Source organism: Mycobacterium sp. MAC_080597_8934, from assembly GCF_000523975.1.
Lineage (GTDB): Bacteria > Actinomycetota > Actinomycetes > Mycobacteriales > Mycobacteriaceae > Mycobacterium > Mycobacterium avium.
The window spans coordinates 228,259-246,547 of the sequence record NZ_JAOS01000015.1; the positions used below are offsets into that span (position 1 = coordinate 228,259).

1 pseudogene is annotated in these 18,289 nt (G+C 70.8%); it reads right to left on the reverse strand.

The features are described from left to right. Nucleotides 1–117: 117 nt before the first annotated feature. Nucleotides 118–18,289 (reverse strand): annotated as a pseudogene (locus NF20_RS28675) (amino acid adenylation domain-containing protein); the annotation flags it as partial.

Sequence of the window (18,289 nt, forward strand, 5' to 3'; positions counted from 1 at the left end):
GTGAGCACTCCTCGGTACTGGCGGGACCGTCGCGTTCTACGGTCATGGTAGCCAGCGCCGGGCGCGGCGACGACGGCCTACGCGCCTATCACCAGAGCCTTTGCGGCCCAATATCTTTCAGAGCAAGCCCAGCAACTGCAGGTCGGTCACGTATTTGACGATGACCGGGGCGGTGATGTGCGGGATGTCGTTGTCGGCGCCAATTTTGGCTTCTTGCACCGCGGCGCGGAACCGCTCGGTGGGCCCCAGGCAGCCGCGGGCCGGGTCGGCCGGCGGCACGTGCCGGGCGTTGCGCAACGCCAGCAGCTGCAGCACCGACTGGTGGCGCTGCCGTTCGGGCAGGGCGTGCAGCGCGGTCTCCATCCGGTGCAGCCACTGGTCGAAGTCGTCGACCCGCTCGATCGGGTAACCCGCCTCGATCAGCCAGTCGACGTACTCGTCGAGCCCGATGCCGTCGTCGTGCGGGTTCATCACGTGGTAGGTCGCGAACCCGGTGCCGGCGTCCCGGCCCACCTGGGCGCCCAGCGTGGCGATCGCCTCGGCGACGAACTCGACCGGCAGCGCGTCGAAGTGCGCGCGCTGCCGGTTGCCGTGCGCGTCGAGCCGGTAGAACGAGCGCGGCGCCACGCCGCTGGCCACCACGCTGAACAGCAGCCGGGTGAACATGTCCGGCAGGTTGAGCTGGCCCGCGTAGCTGGTGTCGGCCAGGATCATGTCGCAGCGGAACACCGAGACCGGCAGCCCGCACAGGTCGTGCGCCTCGCGCAGCAACACTTCGCCGGCCCACTTGCTGTTGCCGTAGCCGTTGCCGTAGCCGCCGTCGATGGTGCGGATCGGCCCGGCGACCCGGATGTCGGCGTCCTCGGTGAACGCCGACGGCTCGATCTGGTCGCCGACGTTGGCGGTCGACACGTAGCTGTACGGCTTGAGTCTGGTGGACAGCGCCAGCCGGATCAGTTCGGCGGTGCCGGCGACGTTGGGGCCGAACAGTTCCTGGTAGGGCAGCACGCCGTTGACGACGGCCGCCGCGTCGACGATCAGGTCGACGGTGTCGGCCAGCCGCTGCCAGGTCCGATCGTCCAGGCCGAGGTTGGCGCGGCCCTTGTCGCCGGCGATGACTTCGAGGTGGTCGGCGGCCAGTTCGTGGAAGTACCGCAGCAGGGCGGGATCGCCGCTGTCGAAAGTGCGCTCGAGGCGGCGCCGCGCGTCGTCGTCCGAGGCGGCCCGCACCAGACAGATGAGTTTCCCGTCGGCCAGTTCCAGGCGTTCCAGCCATTGCAGCACCAGGTAGCGGCCCAGGAAGCCGGTGGCGCCGGTCAGCAGCACGGTGCGCACCTCGGCGCCGGGGCCGGGCAGCGCGGGTGCGGCGGACAGCGTCGCGGCGTCGATGAACTTGTCCAGGGTCAGGTCGCTGGCGTACACCTCGGTGGCGTCGCGGCCGTGCACCGATGCGAAGTCGGCCCGAAGGCCTTGCGCCACAGCGGGATCGGCGTTCAGCCGCTGGCTCAGGCTGCGCACCGAGGGCGCCTCGAAGACGGCCCGCACCGGCAGGTGGATGTCCAGCGCGTTGTAGATGGCCGCGACCAGCCGCATGGCCGACAGCGAGTCGCCGCCCAGGTCGAAGAAGGATTCCTGCACCCCGACCCGCCGCGGCAGCCCCAGCACCTGGGCGTAGAGCCAGGCCAGGATCTCCTCCACCGCGCCGGCCGGGGCCAGGTAGTCCTCGGGGCCCTGGTAGTCGGGGGCGGGCAGGGCGCCGGTGTCGAGTTTGCCGCTGGGTGTCAACGGCAGCGCGTCCAGCACCAGCACCGCGGCGGGCACCATGTAGCCGGGCAGCCGTTCGGCCAGCGCGGTGCGGAGCTGCGCCGGGTCGGCGGTCCCGGTGACGTAGCCGACCAGCCGCTTGTCGCCGGGACGGTCCTCGCGGGCGATCACCGTCGCCTGCTCGACGCCGTCCAATTCGGCCAGGGCGGACTGGATTTCGCCGAGTTCGATGCGGTAGCCGCGGATCTTGACCTGTTCGTCGGCGCGGCCGAGGTATTGCAGTTGCCCGTCGGCGCCCCACCGGACCAGGTCCCCGGTGCGATACATCCGCTCGCCGGCGCCGCCGAACGGGCAGGCCACGAACCGCGACGCCGTCAGGCCGGGCCGGCCCAGGTAGCCGGTCGATACCCCGGCGCCGGCCACGTACAACTCGCCGACCACACCGGGGGGCACCGGCCGCAGGTGTGCGTCGAGCACTCTCAGCGCGGTCCCCGGCACGGGCGCACCGATCGGCGGCGCCTCGGGGCCAGGGGTCAGCGGCGCGCTGACGGCGGCGACGATGGTGGTCTCCGTGGGCCCGTAGACGTTGATCATCACCCGGCCGGGCGCCCAGCGGTCCACCACCTCGACCGGGCAGGCCTCGCCGGCGACCGCCAGCGTCGTCGACTCCAGACCGTCGGGTGAGAGCACGCCCACCTCGGACGGCGTCTGGGTCAACATGTCGACGCGTTCCGCAACGAGCAAGGCGTGCAGGTCTTTTGGCGAGCGGACCACGTCGTCGGGCACCACCAGCACGCGCCCGCCGTTCAGGAGCGCGCCGAAGATCTCCCACACTGAGAAGTCGAAGGCCAGCGAATGGCACTGGCCCCACACCTTTCCGGGTGCGGCGGGCAGGCCGGCGGCTCCCAGCGACGCGAACAGCTGGGTGGCGTTGCGGTGGGTGACCGCAACGCCTTTGGGGACGCCGGTGGTCCCGGAGGTGTAGATGAGGTAAGCGATATTGTCCGGGGCGGGTGCGGGTGGTGCGGTGACGGGTTGTTCCCGGATCGACGGGTCGTCGACGTCGATGACGGTCTGGTCGTACTCCTTTAGACGGCAATGGAATTCGGTGCTGGTGAGCACGGCCGCGGGTGCGGCGTCGGCGAGCATGAACTCGATCCGCGCGCTGGGCAGGCCGGGGTCGATGGGCAGGTAGGCGGCCCCGGCCTTGAGCACCCCCAGGATGGCCGCGACGGCCTCGGCGGAACGCTCCAGCAGCACGGCCACGCAGCGGCCCGGCCCTGCGCCGTAACGAATAAGTTGGTGCGCCAATTGGTTTGCGTGTTCCTCAAGCCGACGATAGGTGACCGAGCGACCGTTGGCGGTCAGCGCCACGGCGTGCGGGGTGCGCGCCACCTGGGCGGCGAACATCGCGGGGATGGAGGTGGGCGGGTTTTGCGGTCGGGTCAGTGCTGCGCGGTTGCCGAGGGCATCGAGGCGGGCGTGCTCGTCGGGGTCGAGCAGGTCGATCGAGGACAACCGGCGGCCGGGGTCGGCGGTCATGGCCGCCAGCACCCGCCGCAGTCGCTGGGTCAACGCCTCGACCGTGGCGGTGTCGAACACGTCGGTGCGGAATTCGACCGCTCCCCGATACCGGCGGGGAGCCATCGGGTGTCCAGCGTTCGGCCAGCGACCAGGCCAGATCCATCCGGGCGGTGCGGGTATCCACCGGCAGCGGAATCACCCGCACCTGCCCCAGGCTCAGCTCGGTGGGCTCGATGTTCTGCCAGGCCAACATCACCTGCACCAGCGGATGGTGCGCCAGGCTGCGGGCCGGGTTGAGCCGCTCCACCAGCACCTCGAACGGCACATCCTGATGCTCATAGGCAGCCAGGCTGCGTTGCCGCACCCGCGCCAGCAGCTCGGCCACCGTGGGATCACCGGAGACGTCCACCCGCAGCACCAAGGTGTTGACGAAAAAACCCACCACGTCATCCAGCGCCGGGTCGCGCCGCCCAGCGATCGGAAAGCCCACCGCCACATCCGAACTCGCGCTCACCTTGGCCAGCAGCACCGCCAACGCGGCCTGCACCACCATGAAACTGGTGGCATTATGCGCGCCGGCCAACCGCGATATTTGCTGCTGCAACTGCGCCGGCCACTCCACCGCGACACTGGCGCCGCGGAAATCGGCCACCACCGGATACGGCCGATCGGTGGGCAATTCCAACCGCTCGGGCATGCCCGCCAACGCGCTTTCCCAGTAGCGCAGCTGACCGGCGATCAGGCTGTGCGGGTCGTCGAGGTCACCGAACTGGGCGCGCTGCCACAACGTGTAATCGACATACTGCACCGGCAACGGCACCCAATCCGGAACCCGCCCCGCCGACCGACTCGCATACGCCCGCGCCAAGTCACGCACCAACGGCGTCAACGACCACCCGTCCGCGGCAATATGATGCACCACCGCCACCAACAAATGCTCCTCGACACCACACCGCAAAAGCACTGCACGCAACGGAATTTCAGCAGCCAAGTCAAAGGTATGCCGGGCGGTGTCGCGGATGACGTCATCCAGTCGGGCCGGCGACCAGCCACTGGCGTCGATGACCTGCCAGCCGATGTCGGCCTCGTCGACCTCGATCACCAGCTGCTGGGGTATGCCCTCGTGGGCGGGGAACAGGGTGCGCAGGCTCTCGTGGCGGCCCACCACGTCGGCCAGCGCCGCGCCGAACGCCGCCGCGTCGAGGCGCCCGTGCAGCTGCAACGCGATGGCCATGTTGTGCACCGGCGACGGCCCGTGCAGCTGGCCGATGAACCACAGCCGCGACTGGGCGAACGACAACGGCACCACCGCCGGCCGCTCGGCGGCCACCAGCGGCGCACGCGCCGACCCGTCGGCCCCCAGCCGCGCGGCCAGCCGCCGAATGGTGGGCGCCTCGAACAGGGCCCGGACGCCGAGGTGGACGTCGAGGCGGGAGTTGACCTCCGCGACCAGCCGCATGGCCGACAGCGAATCACCGCCCAGGTCGAAGAACGAGTCGTCGATGCCGACCAGCCGGGGCGGCCGCACGTCCAGGACGTGGGCATAGATGTCGGCCAGGGTCTGCTCGACCGCGCTCGCCGGGGCGTGGTACTGGTCGGCGCCGTGGTAGTCGGGGGCGGGCAGGGCGCCGGTGTCGAGTTTTCCGTTGGGCGTCAACGGCATTGCGTCGATCGCGACCACGGCCGCGGGGACCAGGTAGGCGGGCAGCCGTTCGGCCAGCGCGGTGCGGAGCTGCGCCGGGTCGGCGGTCCCGGTGACGTAGCCGACCAGCCGCTTGTCGCCGGGGCGGTCCTCGCGGGCGATCACCGTCGCCTGCTCGACGCCGTCCAATTCGGCCAGGGCGGACTGGATTTCGCCGAGTTCGATCCGGTAGCCGCGAATCTTGACCTGCTGATCGGCGCGGCCCAGGTAGTGCAGCTGCCCGTCGGTGCCCCACCGGGCCAGGTCCCCGGTGCGGTACATTCGCTCGCCGGCGCCGCCGAACGGGCAGGCCACGAACCGTGACGCCGTCAGACCGGGCCGGCCCAGATAGCCGGCGGCCACCCCGGCGCCGGCGATATAGAGCTCGCCGGTCACACCGGCAGGCACCGGCCGCAGCCATCCATCCAGCACGAAGAATCCCAAGTGCGCCAAGGGCATTCCGATCGGGCTGACGTTGCCGTCGATGTCGCCGTCGACGATCTCCCGGAACGAGGCGTGCACCGTCGTCTCGGTGATGCCGTACATGTTGATCAGCCGCGGGCGTGCGGGATGCCCGTCCAGCCAGCCGCCCAGCCGGTGCGGGATCAGCGCTTCGCCCCCGAAGATCACCGTCTGCGGGTTGAGCCGCCGGGCGGAGTCGGCGCGCTGCAGCGCATCGAATGCCGACGGCGTTTGGCTGAGCACGTCGACGCGTTCCGCAACGAGCAAGGCGTGCAGGTCTTCCGGGGAGCGGACCACGTCGTCGGGCACCACCAGCACGCGCCCGCCGTTCAGGAGCGCGCCGAAGATCTCCCACACTGAGAAGTCGAAGGCCAGCGAATGGCACTGGCCCCACACCTTTCCGGGTGCGGCGGGCAGGCCGGCGGCTCCCAGCGACGCGAACAGCTGGGTGGCGTTGCGGTGGGTGACCGCAACGCCTTTGGGGACGCCGGTGGTCCCGGAGGTGTAGATGAGGTAAGCGATATTGTCCGGGGCGGGTGCGGGTGGTGCGGTGACGGGTTGTTCCCGGATCGACGGGTCGTCGACGTCGATGACGGTCTGGTCGTACTCCTTTAGACGGCAATGGAATTCGGTGCTGGTGAGCACGGCCGCGGGTGCGGCGTCGGCGAGCATGAACTCGATCCGCGCGCTGGGCAGGCCGGGGTCGATGGGCAGGTAGGCGGCCCCGGCCTTGAGCACCCCCAGGATGGCCGCGACGGCCTCGGCGGAACGCTCCAGCAGCACGGCCACGCAGCGGCCCGGCCCTGCGCCGTAACGAATAAGTTGGTGCGCCAATTGGTTTGCGTGTTCCTCAAGCCGACGATAGGTGACCGAGCGACCGTTGGCGGTCAGCGCCACGGCGTGCGGGGTGCGCGCCACCTGGGCGGCGAACATCGCGGGGATGGAGGTGGGCGGGTTTTGCGGTCGGGTCAGTGCTGCGCGGTTGCCGAGGGCATCGAGGCGGGCGTGCTCGTCGGGGTCGAGCAGGTCGATCGAGGACAACCGGCGGCCGGGGTCGGCGGTCATGGCCGCCAGCACCCGCCGCAGTCGCTGGGTCAACGCCTCGACCGTGGCGGTGTCGAACACGTCGGTGCGGAATTCGACCGCTCCCCGATACCGGCGGGGGAGCCATCGGGTGTCCAGCGTTCGGCCAGCGACCAGGCCAGATCCATCCGGGCGGTGCGGGTATCCACCGGCAGCGGAATCACCCGCACCTGCCCCAGGCTCAGCTCGGTGGGCTCGATGTTCTGCCAGGCCAACATCACCTGCACCAGCGGATGGTGCGCCAGGCTGCGGGCCGGGTTGAGCCGCTCCACCAGCACCTCGAACGGCACATCCTGATGCTCATAGGCAGCCAGGCTGCGTTGCCGCACCCGCGCCAGCAGCTCGGCCACCGTGGGATCACCGGAGACGTCCACCCGCAGCACCAAGGTGTTGACGAAAAAACCCACCACGTCATCCAGCGCCGGGTCGCGCCGCCCAGCGATCGGAAAGCCCACCGCCACATCCGAACTCGCGCTCACCTTGGCCAGCAGCACCGCCAACGCGGCCTGCACCACCATGAAACTGGTGGCATTATGCGCGCCGGCCAACCGCGATATTTGCTGCTGCAACTGCGCCGGCCACTCCACCGCGACACTGGCGCCGCGGAAATCGGCCACCACCGGATACGGCCGATCGGTGGGCAATTCCAACCGCTCGGGCATGCCCGCCAACGCGCTTTCCCAGTAGCGCAGCTGACCGGCGATCAGGCTGTGCGGGTCGTCGAGGTCACCGAACTGGGCGCGCTGCCACAACGTGTAATCGACATACTGCACCGGCAACGGCACCCAATCCGGAACCCGCCCCGCCGACCGACTCGCATACGCCCGCGCCAAGTCACGCACCAACGGCGTCAACGACCACCCGTCCGCGGCAATATGATGCACCACCGCCACCAACAAATGCTCCTCGACACCACACCGCAAAAGCACTGCACGCAACGGAATTTCAGCAGCCAAGTCAAAGGTATGCCGGGCGGTGTCGCGGATGACGTCATCCAGTCGGGCCGGCGACCAGCCACTGGCGTCGATGACCTGCCAGCCGATGTCGGCACGGTCGGGCGGCAGCACCACTTGGGCGGGCGTCCCGTCGGTCGCGGCGAACACCGTGCGCAGGCTCTCGTGCCGGGTCACGACATCATGCAGTGCGGCGCCCAGCGCGCCGATGTCCACCGGCCCGTGCAGCCGCAGCGCGGCCACCATGTTGTACACCGGGGACGGCCCGTGCAGCTGGCCGATGAACCACAGCCGCGACTGCGCGAACGACAACGGCACCACCGCCGGCCGCTCGGCGGCCACCACCGCGGCGAACCGGTGCCCGCCTTCGCCGAGGCGCGCCGCCAGTTGCGCAATGGTGGGCGCTTCGAACAACACTCGCACCGACAGCCGGGCGTCGAGGCCGGCGTTGACGGCGGCGATCACCCGCATCGCCGACAGCGAATCACCGCCCAGGTCGAAGAACGAGTCGTCGACACCAACCCTGTGCAGGCCAAGCACCTGGGTGTAGATGCCGGCGATGATCTCCTCGGTGGGAGTGGATGGCGCCCGGTATGCCCCGCCCGCGTATTCCGGCGCTGGCAGGGCCCGGGCGTCCAGTTTCCCGTTGGGAGTCAACGGCAGCGCCTCGATCGCCAGCACCGCGGCGGGAACCATGTAGGCCGGCAACCGCTCGGCCAGCCGGGCGCGGATCGCCGCCGGGTCGGCGGTGCCGGTGAGGTAGCCGACGATCCGTTTCTCGCCGGGGCGGTCCTCGCGGGCGATCACCGCCGCCTGCTCGACGCCGTCCAGTTCGGCCAGCGCAGAATGGATTTCGCCCAGCTCGATGCGGTGGCCGCGGATCTTGACCTGCTGATCGGCCCGGGCGACGTAGTGCAGCCGGCCGTCGCGATCCCAGCGCACCAGATCGCCGGTGCGGTACATTCGCGCACCGGCGCCGCCGAACGGGCAGGCCACGAACCGCGCCGCCGTCAGACCGGCGCGGCCCAGATAGCCGGCGGCCACCCCGGCGCCGGCGATATAGAGCTCGCCGGTCACACCGGCAGGCACCGGCCGCAGCCATCCATCCAGCACGAACAGCGTCGCACCTGCTACCGGGGAGCCGAGTGGGGGTGCTCCGGCGCCGGCGGCCAGCGGTGTGCTGAGCACCGCGTCGACGGTGGTTTCCGTGGGGCCGTAGGCGTTGATCATCACCCGGCCGGGCGCCCACCGGTCGGCGAGCGCGGCCGGGCAGGGCTCGCCGCCGATCACCAACGCCGCGTGCAGGTTTCGTGGTGACAGCGCCGCCAGCGCCGACGGTGTCTGGCTGAGCACGGTGACGTTCTCGGCGATCAGCAGCGCGTGCAGCTCGTCGGGTGAGCTGGTCACCGACTCGGGCACCACCACCAGCCGGCCCCCGCCGGCCAGGGCGCCCCAGATCTCCTGGACCGAGACGTCGAAGCCGTAGGAGTGGCACTGCGACCACACCCCGGTGCCGGGCAGCGACGCGTGCAGGGACTCGAGCAGCTGGGCGACGTTGCGGTGGGTGACCGCAACGCCTTTGGGGACGCCGGTGGTCCCGGACGTGTAGAGCAGATAGGCGATGTTGTCGGGCGCGGGCGGCGGCAACGGGCCGCCGGGCTGGGCGCCGGTGGCGGCGACGTCGACGACCGGCAGGCCGAAGGCCTCCAGCCGGGCGCGCAGGCCGGCGGTGCTGACCGCGACGACGGGTGCGGCGTCGCCGAGCATGAACTCGATGCGGGTCGCCGGCAGCGCCGGGTCGATCGGCAGGTAGGCCGCGCCGGTTTTCAGCACCGCCAGCATCGCGACGATCGCCTCGGCCGACCGGGAAAACAGCAGTGCCACAAAGCAACCCGGGGTGGCGCCGTGGCCGGCCAGCAGGTGGGCCAGCCGGGTCGACGCCTCGTCGAGTTCGCGATAGGTCATCGAGCGGCCGGCGCAGCGCAGCGCGACGGCGTGCGGAGCGTTGGCGACCTGTGCGGTGAACAACTCCGGCAGCGACGGCCCGGTTGCCGGCCGGCTCAGCGCCGGCCGGTTGCCCCACCGTTGCAGCCGGGTGTGCTCGGTGGAGTCGAGCAGGTCCAGTGATCGCAACGGGCGGTCCGGGTCGGCGGGCATGGCGGCCAGCAGCCTCCGCAACCGGTCGGCCAGGGTGTCGATGGCCGCCGGGTCGAACACGTCGGTGTCGAATTCGAGGCGAAGGCCCAGTTCGTCGCCGGGCACCACCTGCAGCGACAGCGGGTAGTGGTTGTAGTCGTGGCAGCTGAATTCGGTGGCGGTGAGGTCGTCGGCGGCCGACAGCGCGGCGGTGTCGATCGGATAGTTCTCGTAGACCAGCAGGGTGTCGAAGAGTTGGTCCTGTCCGGTGACGCGGTGGATTTCGTTGAGTCCCAAATGCTGATGCTCCACGGTGTCGTTGTGGGCGCACTGCAGCTGGTCGAGGAGATCCGCGATGGTGGTCGCCGCGGCGGCGCGGGCGCGCACCGGGACGGTGTTGATCAACAGCCCGACCATCGACTCGGCGCCGGGCAGCTCGGCCGGCCGGCCGGAGACGGCGGTGCCGAACGCGACGTCGTGCTGGCCGGTCAGCATCATCAGCAGCTGCGCCCAGGCGGCCTGCAACACGGTGTTGACGGTGGTGCGGCGGCGGCGTGCGAGTTCGCTTACCGCGCTGGTGGTTTCGGCCGCCATCCGGAACGAGGCGACCCCGCGCCGCCCGGGCGCGTCGGCACCCCGCGGGGCGACCAGGGTGGGGGTGTCGAAACCGTCGAGCACCGCGCGCCATGCGGCGCGGGCGGCCGGCACGTCGCGGGCCGCCAGCCAGGTGACGAAGCCGCGGTACGGCGCCGGCGCCGGCAGCCGGGCACCGTAGTAGCAGGCGAAGATTTCCTGCAGCAGCACCGGCAGCGACCAACCGTCCATCACCAGGTGGTGGACGGTGAGCACGAACCGGTGTTCCGTGTCCGCGGTGCGGATCAGCGCGGCGCCAAACGGCGGGCGGTCGCCGAGCTCTCGCACCGCGGCGCGTTCGTCCGCGGACAGCTGCTCGAGCTGTTCGTCGACGTCGCTGGCGTCGAGTTCGAGGTAGCGCCAAGCTATTTCGGGTTCGGCGGGAATGATCTGCACCGGCTCGCCGAGCTCGGGCAGAAGCGGGCGGCCAGGTTCGGGTGGCGGGTGACGACGGTGTGCAGGGCGCGGTGTAGCCGGTGCGGGTCGAGGGCGCCGCGCAGCGTGACGCTCAGCTGCACCGCGTAGACGTCGCCCTCGGCATGGCTTCCGGTCGCGTGGAACAGCAGCCCCTGCTGCAGCGGGGTCAGCGGCAGGATGTCGGCGACGTCGTAGCGCCGTTCCAGCTGCTCGATCCGGCCTTGGTCGAGGCGGGTGGGCGCGATGTCGGACGGCGTCAGCCCGCCGCCGCCGGCCTGCACGTGCGCGCAGATGCCGGTCAGCGCCTCGAACCACAACCGGCTCAACCGGTTTAGCTGCTCGTCGGTGAGCACGGAGCGCGCCCAGGTCCAGTTGGCGTGCAACTGCGGGCCGGCGTCGGTGTCCATGGTGCCGGCGTTGAGTTCGACGGTATGTCCCAACGGCAGTGGGATCGCCGCGGCCGCGGCGCTCACCGAGGGACTGTCGGGGCTGAGGCGCCAGTGCTCGTCGGACAGGTCGGCGGCCGCGCCGCCGAGCCGGCCCAGGTAGTTGAATCCGATCACCGGATCCGGCCCCTGCACCTCGATCTCGGGGTTCAAGTAGCGCAGCAACCCGTAGCTCAGGCCGTCGGGCAGCGCCCGCAACTGCTCCTTGGCATCCTTGATCACCGCGCCCAGCGCGGCCTCCCCCGCCACCACCCGCGCCCAATCCAGACGCCGGCTCATCCTCAGTGCCACAGGATATTTCGTGGTGAACCAGCCCACCGTACGAGACAGATCCACCCCCGAGGCGATCTCCTCGTGCCGCCCGTGACCCTCCACGTCGATACCGATCGGCGCGCCACCACCCACGAACTCCGTGCAGGCCAACCCGAACGCAATCAACAAAATGTCTTGCACCCCAGCGTGAAACGCCGCCGGCACCTCCCCCAACAACAACCGGGTGGTCTGCACATCCAGCGACGCCGACAACTGCCCCGCCGACGCATACGTGTCATCGGGCCCCACCGCCGGCAACACCGCCGGCGTGGCCACCACCTGCTGCCACGCCGCCGCCGCAGCCACCACCGCCGGACTCTTGGCGTACTCGGCCAGAATCGACGACCACCGCGCAAACGACGTGCCCGGCACCGGCAACGCGATCTCCTGACCGCTGTGATGCTGCGCCCAGGCGATGTTGATGTCCTCGATCAACGTCCGCCACGACACCCCATCAACCGCCAGGTGATGAACAACCAACGCCAATTGGCTTGTCTCGCTTGCCCATACCGCGGACAGCATCAGGCCGGCGCCGGGGTTCAGCCGGGCCCGGGCCCGGGCCAGCGCGGCCTCGGAGAGCACATCGACGGTGCGCAGGATGGGGCGGGCGTCAACCGAACCGGGGGGCGGCACGTGCAGGTCCCAGCCGCCGGCGCCGTCGTCGTCGAGGCACAGCCGCAGCATCGGATGCCGATCCAGCAGCGCCTGCAGCACCACCGCCACGTCGGATTGGCTCACCCCCGCCGGGGCGGCCAGCACCATGGTCTGGTTGAACTCGTCGATCGGGCCGTCGATGTCCTGCAGCCAGCGCATGATCGGGGTGGGCTGCACCGGCCCGATCCCCTCGTCGGCCGCGCCCAACTCGCCGTCGGCGGCGGCCACGGTGACGACCCGGGCCAGCCGGGCCACCGTCTGTTCGACGAAAACGTCTCGGGCCGTGCACATCACGCCGGCGGCCCGGGCCCGTGCCACCACCTGCATGGACAGGATGCTGTCGCCGCCCAGGTCGAAGAACGAGTCGTCCACCCCGACCCGCTCCACGCCCAGCACCTGGGCGTAGATGCCGGCCAGGATCTCCTCGATCGCGTCGCCCGGGGCCCGGTAACGGCCGCCGGCGTAGTCGGGTGCGGGCAGGGCGCGGGTGTCCAGCTTGCCGTTGCCGGTCAGCGGCAGCGCGTCCAGCACCACCACCGCCGAGGGCACCATGTAGCCGGGCAGTCGGTCGGCCAGCTGCGCGCGCAGCTCGGCCGGGTCCGCGGTGCCGGTGATGTAGGCCACCAGTCGCGGGTGCCCGGCGCCGTCGTCGCGGGCGATCACCGCGGCCTGCTCCACCCCGTCCAAACCGGCCAGCACGGAACGGATTTCGCCGAGCTCGATGCGGAACCCGCGAATCTTGACCTGCTCGTCGGCCCGGCCCACGTAGTGCAGCTGCCCGTCGGCACCCCAGCGCGCCAGGTCGCCGGTGCGGTACATGCGGGTGCCGGTACCACCGAACGGGCAGGCGACAAACCGCGACGCCGTCAAGGCCGCGCGGCCGAGATAGCCGGCGGCCACACCGCGGCCGGCCACGTACAGCTCGCCCACCACGCCGGGCGGCACCCGGCGCAGCCGGCCGTCCAGCACGAACAGCGCCGCCCCGGGCACCGGCGAGCCGATCGGCACCGCGGCGCCGCCCGCACGCAGCGGCGTGGTCATCGTCGCGTACAGCGTGGTCTCGGTGGGCCCGTACTGGTTGACCATCAGCCGGCCGGGCGCCCAGCGGTCCATCAGCTCGACCGGGCAGGCCTCACCGCCGAGCACCAGCGCCACCGATTCCAGCCGTTCCGGCGACAACGCCGCCGCCGCCGACGGGGTCTGGCTCAGCACGGTGACGCCCTCGCCGATCAGCAAGGCGTGCAGGTCTTCCGGCGACCGGACGACGTCGTCGGGCACGATGACCAGCCGCCCGCCGCGCAGCAGCGCGCCGAAGATCTCCCACACCGAGAAGTCGAACGCCAGCGAATGGCACTGGCTCCATACCCGGCCGAGGCCCAATCGGTCGTCCAGCGAGCCAAGCAGCTGGGTGACGTTGTGGTGAGTGACCGCGACCCCCTTGGGAACGCCGGTGGTGCCGGAGGTGTAGATGACGTAGGCGATGTCATCCGGCGCCGGGGCCGCCCGCCCGCCGATGCGCGGGACGTGCGGGGCAGGGTCGTCGATGGCGACGACCCGATCTGGGTCGCCGGCCGAAGCGCGCAGTTCGGCGGTGGTGACCGTGACGACGGGCACGGCGTCGGCGAGCATGAAATCGATTCGCGCCGAGGGCAATCCGGGGTCGATCGGGACGTACGCGGCGCCGGTCTTGAGCACCGCCAGGATGGACACCACCGCGCCGGCGGACCGCGGGACCAGCACGGCGACCCGCTCGCCCGGGCGGGCGCCCCGGCCGGCCAGCACGCGCGCCAGCCGGTTTGCCGACGAGTCGAGTTCGCGGTAGGTCCAGGACCGCTCGCCGCAGCTGATCGCCACCGCCTCGGGGGTGCGCGCCACCTGGGCGGCGAACAGCTGCGAAATCGACACCCACCCGGTCGCCGGTCGGGTCAGCGCGGCACGGTTGCCGAGCGCGTCGAGGTGGGCGTACTCCGGTTCGTCGAGGATGTCGATCGACGACACCGGCCGGGCGGGATCGGCGGTCATGGCGAGCAACACCCGCTGCAAGCGGCGCACGAGTGTTTCGATGCTGGCCGCGTCGAAGACGTCGGTGCGGAACTCCACCGTGCCGTCGATGCCGTCGGGCCGGCCGTCCGCTGTCCAGCGTTCGGCCAGCGACCACACCAGATCCATTCGGGCGACCTGGTTTTCCAGCGGCATCGGCGTGACGTGCACGTCGCCCAGGCTCACATCGACCGGGTCGTTGTTCTGCCAGGCCAGCATCACCTGGACCAGCGGATGGTGGGCGAGGCTGCGGGTGGGGTTCAGCCGTTCCACCAGTAGCTCGAAGGGCACGTCCTGGTTTTCGTAGGCCTGCAGGCTGCGGTGGCGCACCTGGCCCAGCAGCTCGGCGATACTGGGGTCGTCGGCCAGGTCGACGCGCAGCACCAGGGTGTTGACGAAAAACCCGACCACGTCGTCCAGCGCGGGGTCGCGCCGGCCGGCGATCGGGAAACCAACGGCCACATCGGGATTCGCACTCAGGGTGGACAGCAGCACCGCCAGGGCGGCCTGCACCACCATGAAGCTGGTGGCGTTGTGCGTCCGGGCCAGCTGGGCGATGTGCTGCTGCAGTTCGGCCGGCCAGTGTACCTGCACGCTCGCGCCGAGATGGTCGGCGACCAGCGGGTAGGGCCGATCGGTGGGCAGCGCGACGCGTTCCGGCATCCCGGCCAGGGCTCGCTGCCAGTACTGCAGTTGGGTGGCGATCGGGCTGTCGGGGTCGTCGAGGTCACCGAATTGCGCTCGCTGCCACAGCGTGTAGTCGGCGTACTGCACCGGCAGCGGCGCCCAGTCCGGGGGCCGCCCGCGGCACCGGCTGGCATACGCGGCGCCCAGGTCGCGCACCAGCGGGGTCAGCGACCATCCGTCCGCGGCGATGTGGTGGACCACCGCCACCAGCACGTGCTCGTCGTGGTTGCGCCGGAAAAGCCATGCGCGCAAGGGGATCTCGGTGGCCAGGTCGAAGGTGTAGCGCGCTGCCTCGTGGGTGGCCTCCGCCAGCCAGGACGCCGGCCACCGCGCCGCGTCGACGACCTGCCAATCGACCTCGGCGCGTTCGGCCTCGAGCACCACTTGTCGGGGTGCCCCGTCGGGCGCCGGGAACAGGGTACGCAGGCTCTCGTGGCGGGCCACCACGTCGCCCAGGGCGGCGCCCAGCGCGTCCGTGTCCAGCGGCCCGCGCAGGTTCAATGCGACCGCCATGTTGTACACGGGCGACGGGCCGTGCAACTGGTCGATGAACCACAGCCGGGATTGGGCGAACGACAGCGGCAGCACCGCCGGGCGTTCCGCGGCCACCAATCGCCCGGCCCTGCCGGTGCCGGCCGCGACGCGGGGCGCCAGTTGGGCGACGGTGGGTGCCTCGAACAGGGCGCGGACGGTCAGGTCGGCGTCCAACTCGGCGTTGACCGCGGTGATCAGCCGCATGGCCGACAGCGAGTCGCCGCCGAGTTCGAAGAAGGAATCGTCGACCCCTACCCGTTCCAGTCCGAGGAGGCGGGCGTAGACGTCGGCCAGGCTTTCCTCGGTGGGGTTTTGCGGTGCGCGGTAACGGTTTTCGGCGCGGAGCTCGGGGGCGGGCAGGGCGCGGGTGTCCAGCTTGCCGTTGACCGTCAGCGGCAGCGCGTCGAGCGCCAGCACCGCCGACGGCAGCATGTAGCCGGGCAGCCGGTCGGCCAGCTGGGTGCGGACCTGCGCGGGGTCGGCGGTCCCGGTGAGGTAGGCGACCAGGCGTTTGTGACCGGGGCTGTCCTCTCGGGCGATCACCGCAGCCTGCTCGACGCCGTCGAGATCGGTGAGCGCGGAACGGATTTCGCCGAGCTCGATGCGATACCCGCGAATCTTGACCTGCTCGTCGGCCCGGCCCACGTAGTGCAGCTGCCCGTCGGCACCCCAGCGGACCAGGTCGCCGGTGCGGTACATGCGGGTGCCGGTACCACCGAACGGGCAGGCGACAAACCGCGACGCCGTCAAGGCCGCGCGGCCCACATAGCCGGCGCCCACCCCGGCGCCCGCCACATACAGCTCCCCCGTGACCCCCACCGGGGCCGGGCATAACCAGGGGTCCAACACGAAAAACGATGCCCCGGCCACCGGCGACCCGATCGGCGGTGCGCCCGAGCCCGCCGCCAACGGCCTACTGTGCGACACCCACATGGTGGTCTCGGTCGGCCCGTAGACGTTGATCATCACCCGGTCCGGCGCCCAGCGGTCCACCAACTCGGGCGGGCACGGCTCCGCCCCGATCACCAGGGCGACCGAGTCCAGCCCCTGCGGCGACAGTGCCCCGGCCGCCGACGGCGTCTGCGTCAACACCGTGACGCGCTCGCGAATCAGCAAGCGCCGCAGGTCATCCGGTGAGCGGGCCACCGCGTCGGACACCACCACGAGCCGCCCGCCGTGCAGCAGCGCGGCCCAGATCTCCCACACCGAGAAGTCGAATGCCAGCGAATGGCACTGGCTCCACACCTGATCCGGTCCCAGGGTGATGCCGGTGTCCAGCGACGCGAACAGTTGGGTGATGTTGCGGTGGCTGACGGCCACTCCCTTGGGTTCGCCGGTGGTGCCCGAGGTGTAGATCACGTGGGCGATGTCGCCGGCGGCCGGGCCCGGGCCGGCCGGTTCGGTGGCCGGGTAGTCCGCCAACGCCGGATCGTCGAGGTCGACGATCGCCGCGCCGAGCCCGGTCAGCCGGGAGCGCGATCCCGCATCGGTCACCACCACCCGCAGATCGGCGTCGGCGACGATGAAGGCTATCCGCGCCGCCGGCACCGCCGGATCCATCGGCACGTACGCCGCGCCCGCCTTCAGTACCCCCAGGATCGCGACGACCGCCTCGGCGGAACGGTCCAGCAGCAACCCCACGTACTGCCCCCGGTCCACGCCGTGCTGAATCAGCAAGTGCGCCAGCCGATTCGCTGTCTCGTCGACCTCCCGATAGGTCCAGCAGCGGTCCGCGCTGCTGATCGCCACCGCCCCCGGCACCCGCTGCGCCCAGGCGCCGAACAGCGCGGGCACCGAGGCGCCCGTCGTTGACCGGCCCAGCGCCGCGCGGTTGCCGAATATGTCGAGCCGGGCAAACTCGGTGTCCTCGAGCACCTCGATCGACGAGAGGTGCCGGCCCGGGTCGGCGGTCAGGACGTCGAGCACCCGGCGCAGCCGCTCGGTGAGGGTGCGGATGGTGTCCGCGTCGAAGACGTCGGTGCGGAATTCCACCGTTCCGGCGATGCCGGCGGGCCGGCCCTCCTCGGTCCAGCGTTCGCACAGGGAGAAGGTCAGATCCATTCGAGCGGTGCCGATGTCGATCGGCAGCGCCGCGACCTCCAGCTCGCCCAGGCGCAGCCGCGTCGGATCGTCGCCGCGCCAGGTCAACATCACCTGAATCAGTGGGTGGTGGGCCAGCGATCGGGTGGGGTTGAGCCGCTCGACCAGGATTTCGAAGGGCACGTCCTGGTGTTCGTAGGCGGCCAGGCTGCGTTGGCGCACCCGGGCCAGGATTTCGCCGACGGTGGGATCACCGGACAAATCGACGCGCAGCACCAGGGTGTTGACGAAGAACCCGACCAGGTCATCAAGAGCCGGGTCACCACGCCCGGCAATCGGAAAACCCACCGCCACATCACAACTCGCACCGAGCTTGGCCAGCAGCACCGCCAAGCCGGCCTGCACCACCATGAAACTGGTCGCGTTATGCACCCGGGCCAGGGCCGATACCTGCTGCTGCAGCGACGCCGGCCAGTCGATGTCCACCCGAGCCCCACGATGATCAGCCACCGCCGGATACGGCCGATCCGTCGGCAACGCCAACCGCTCGGGCAACCCGGCCAACGCCTCCTGCCAATAACGCAACTGCCCCGCGATCGGACTGTCCGGGTCCTCGAGATCACCGAACTGCGCCCGCTGCCACAGCGCGTAATCGATGTACTGCACCGGCAACGGCACCCAATCCGGAACCCGCCCGGCGCAGCGGGCGGTGTAGGCGGCGGTCAGGTCGCGCAGCAAAGGATTCAGCGACGAACCATCCGCAGCAATATGATGGGCCACCGCCACCAGCACATGCTCGTCCAGGCTGTTCCGGAAAAGCGTTGCACGCAATGGTATTTCGGTGGAGAGATCAAAGGCATGACCTGCCGCGGCATCGATGGCCTCCTTCATCCGTGCCGGCGACCAGCCGGCGGTGTCAACCA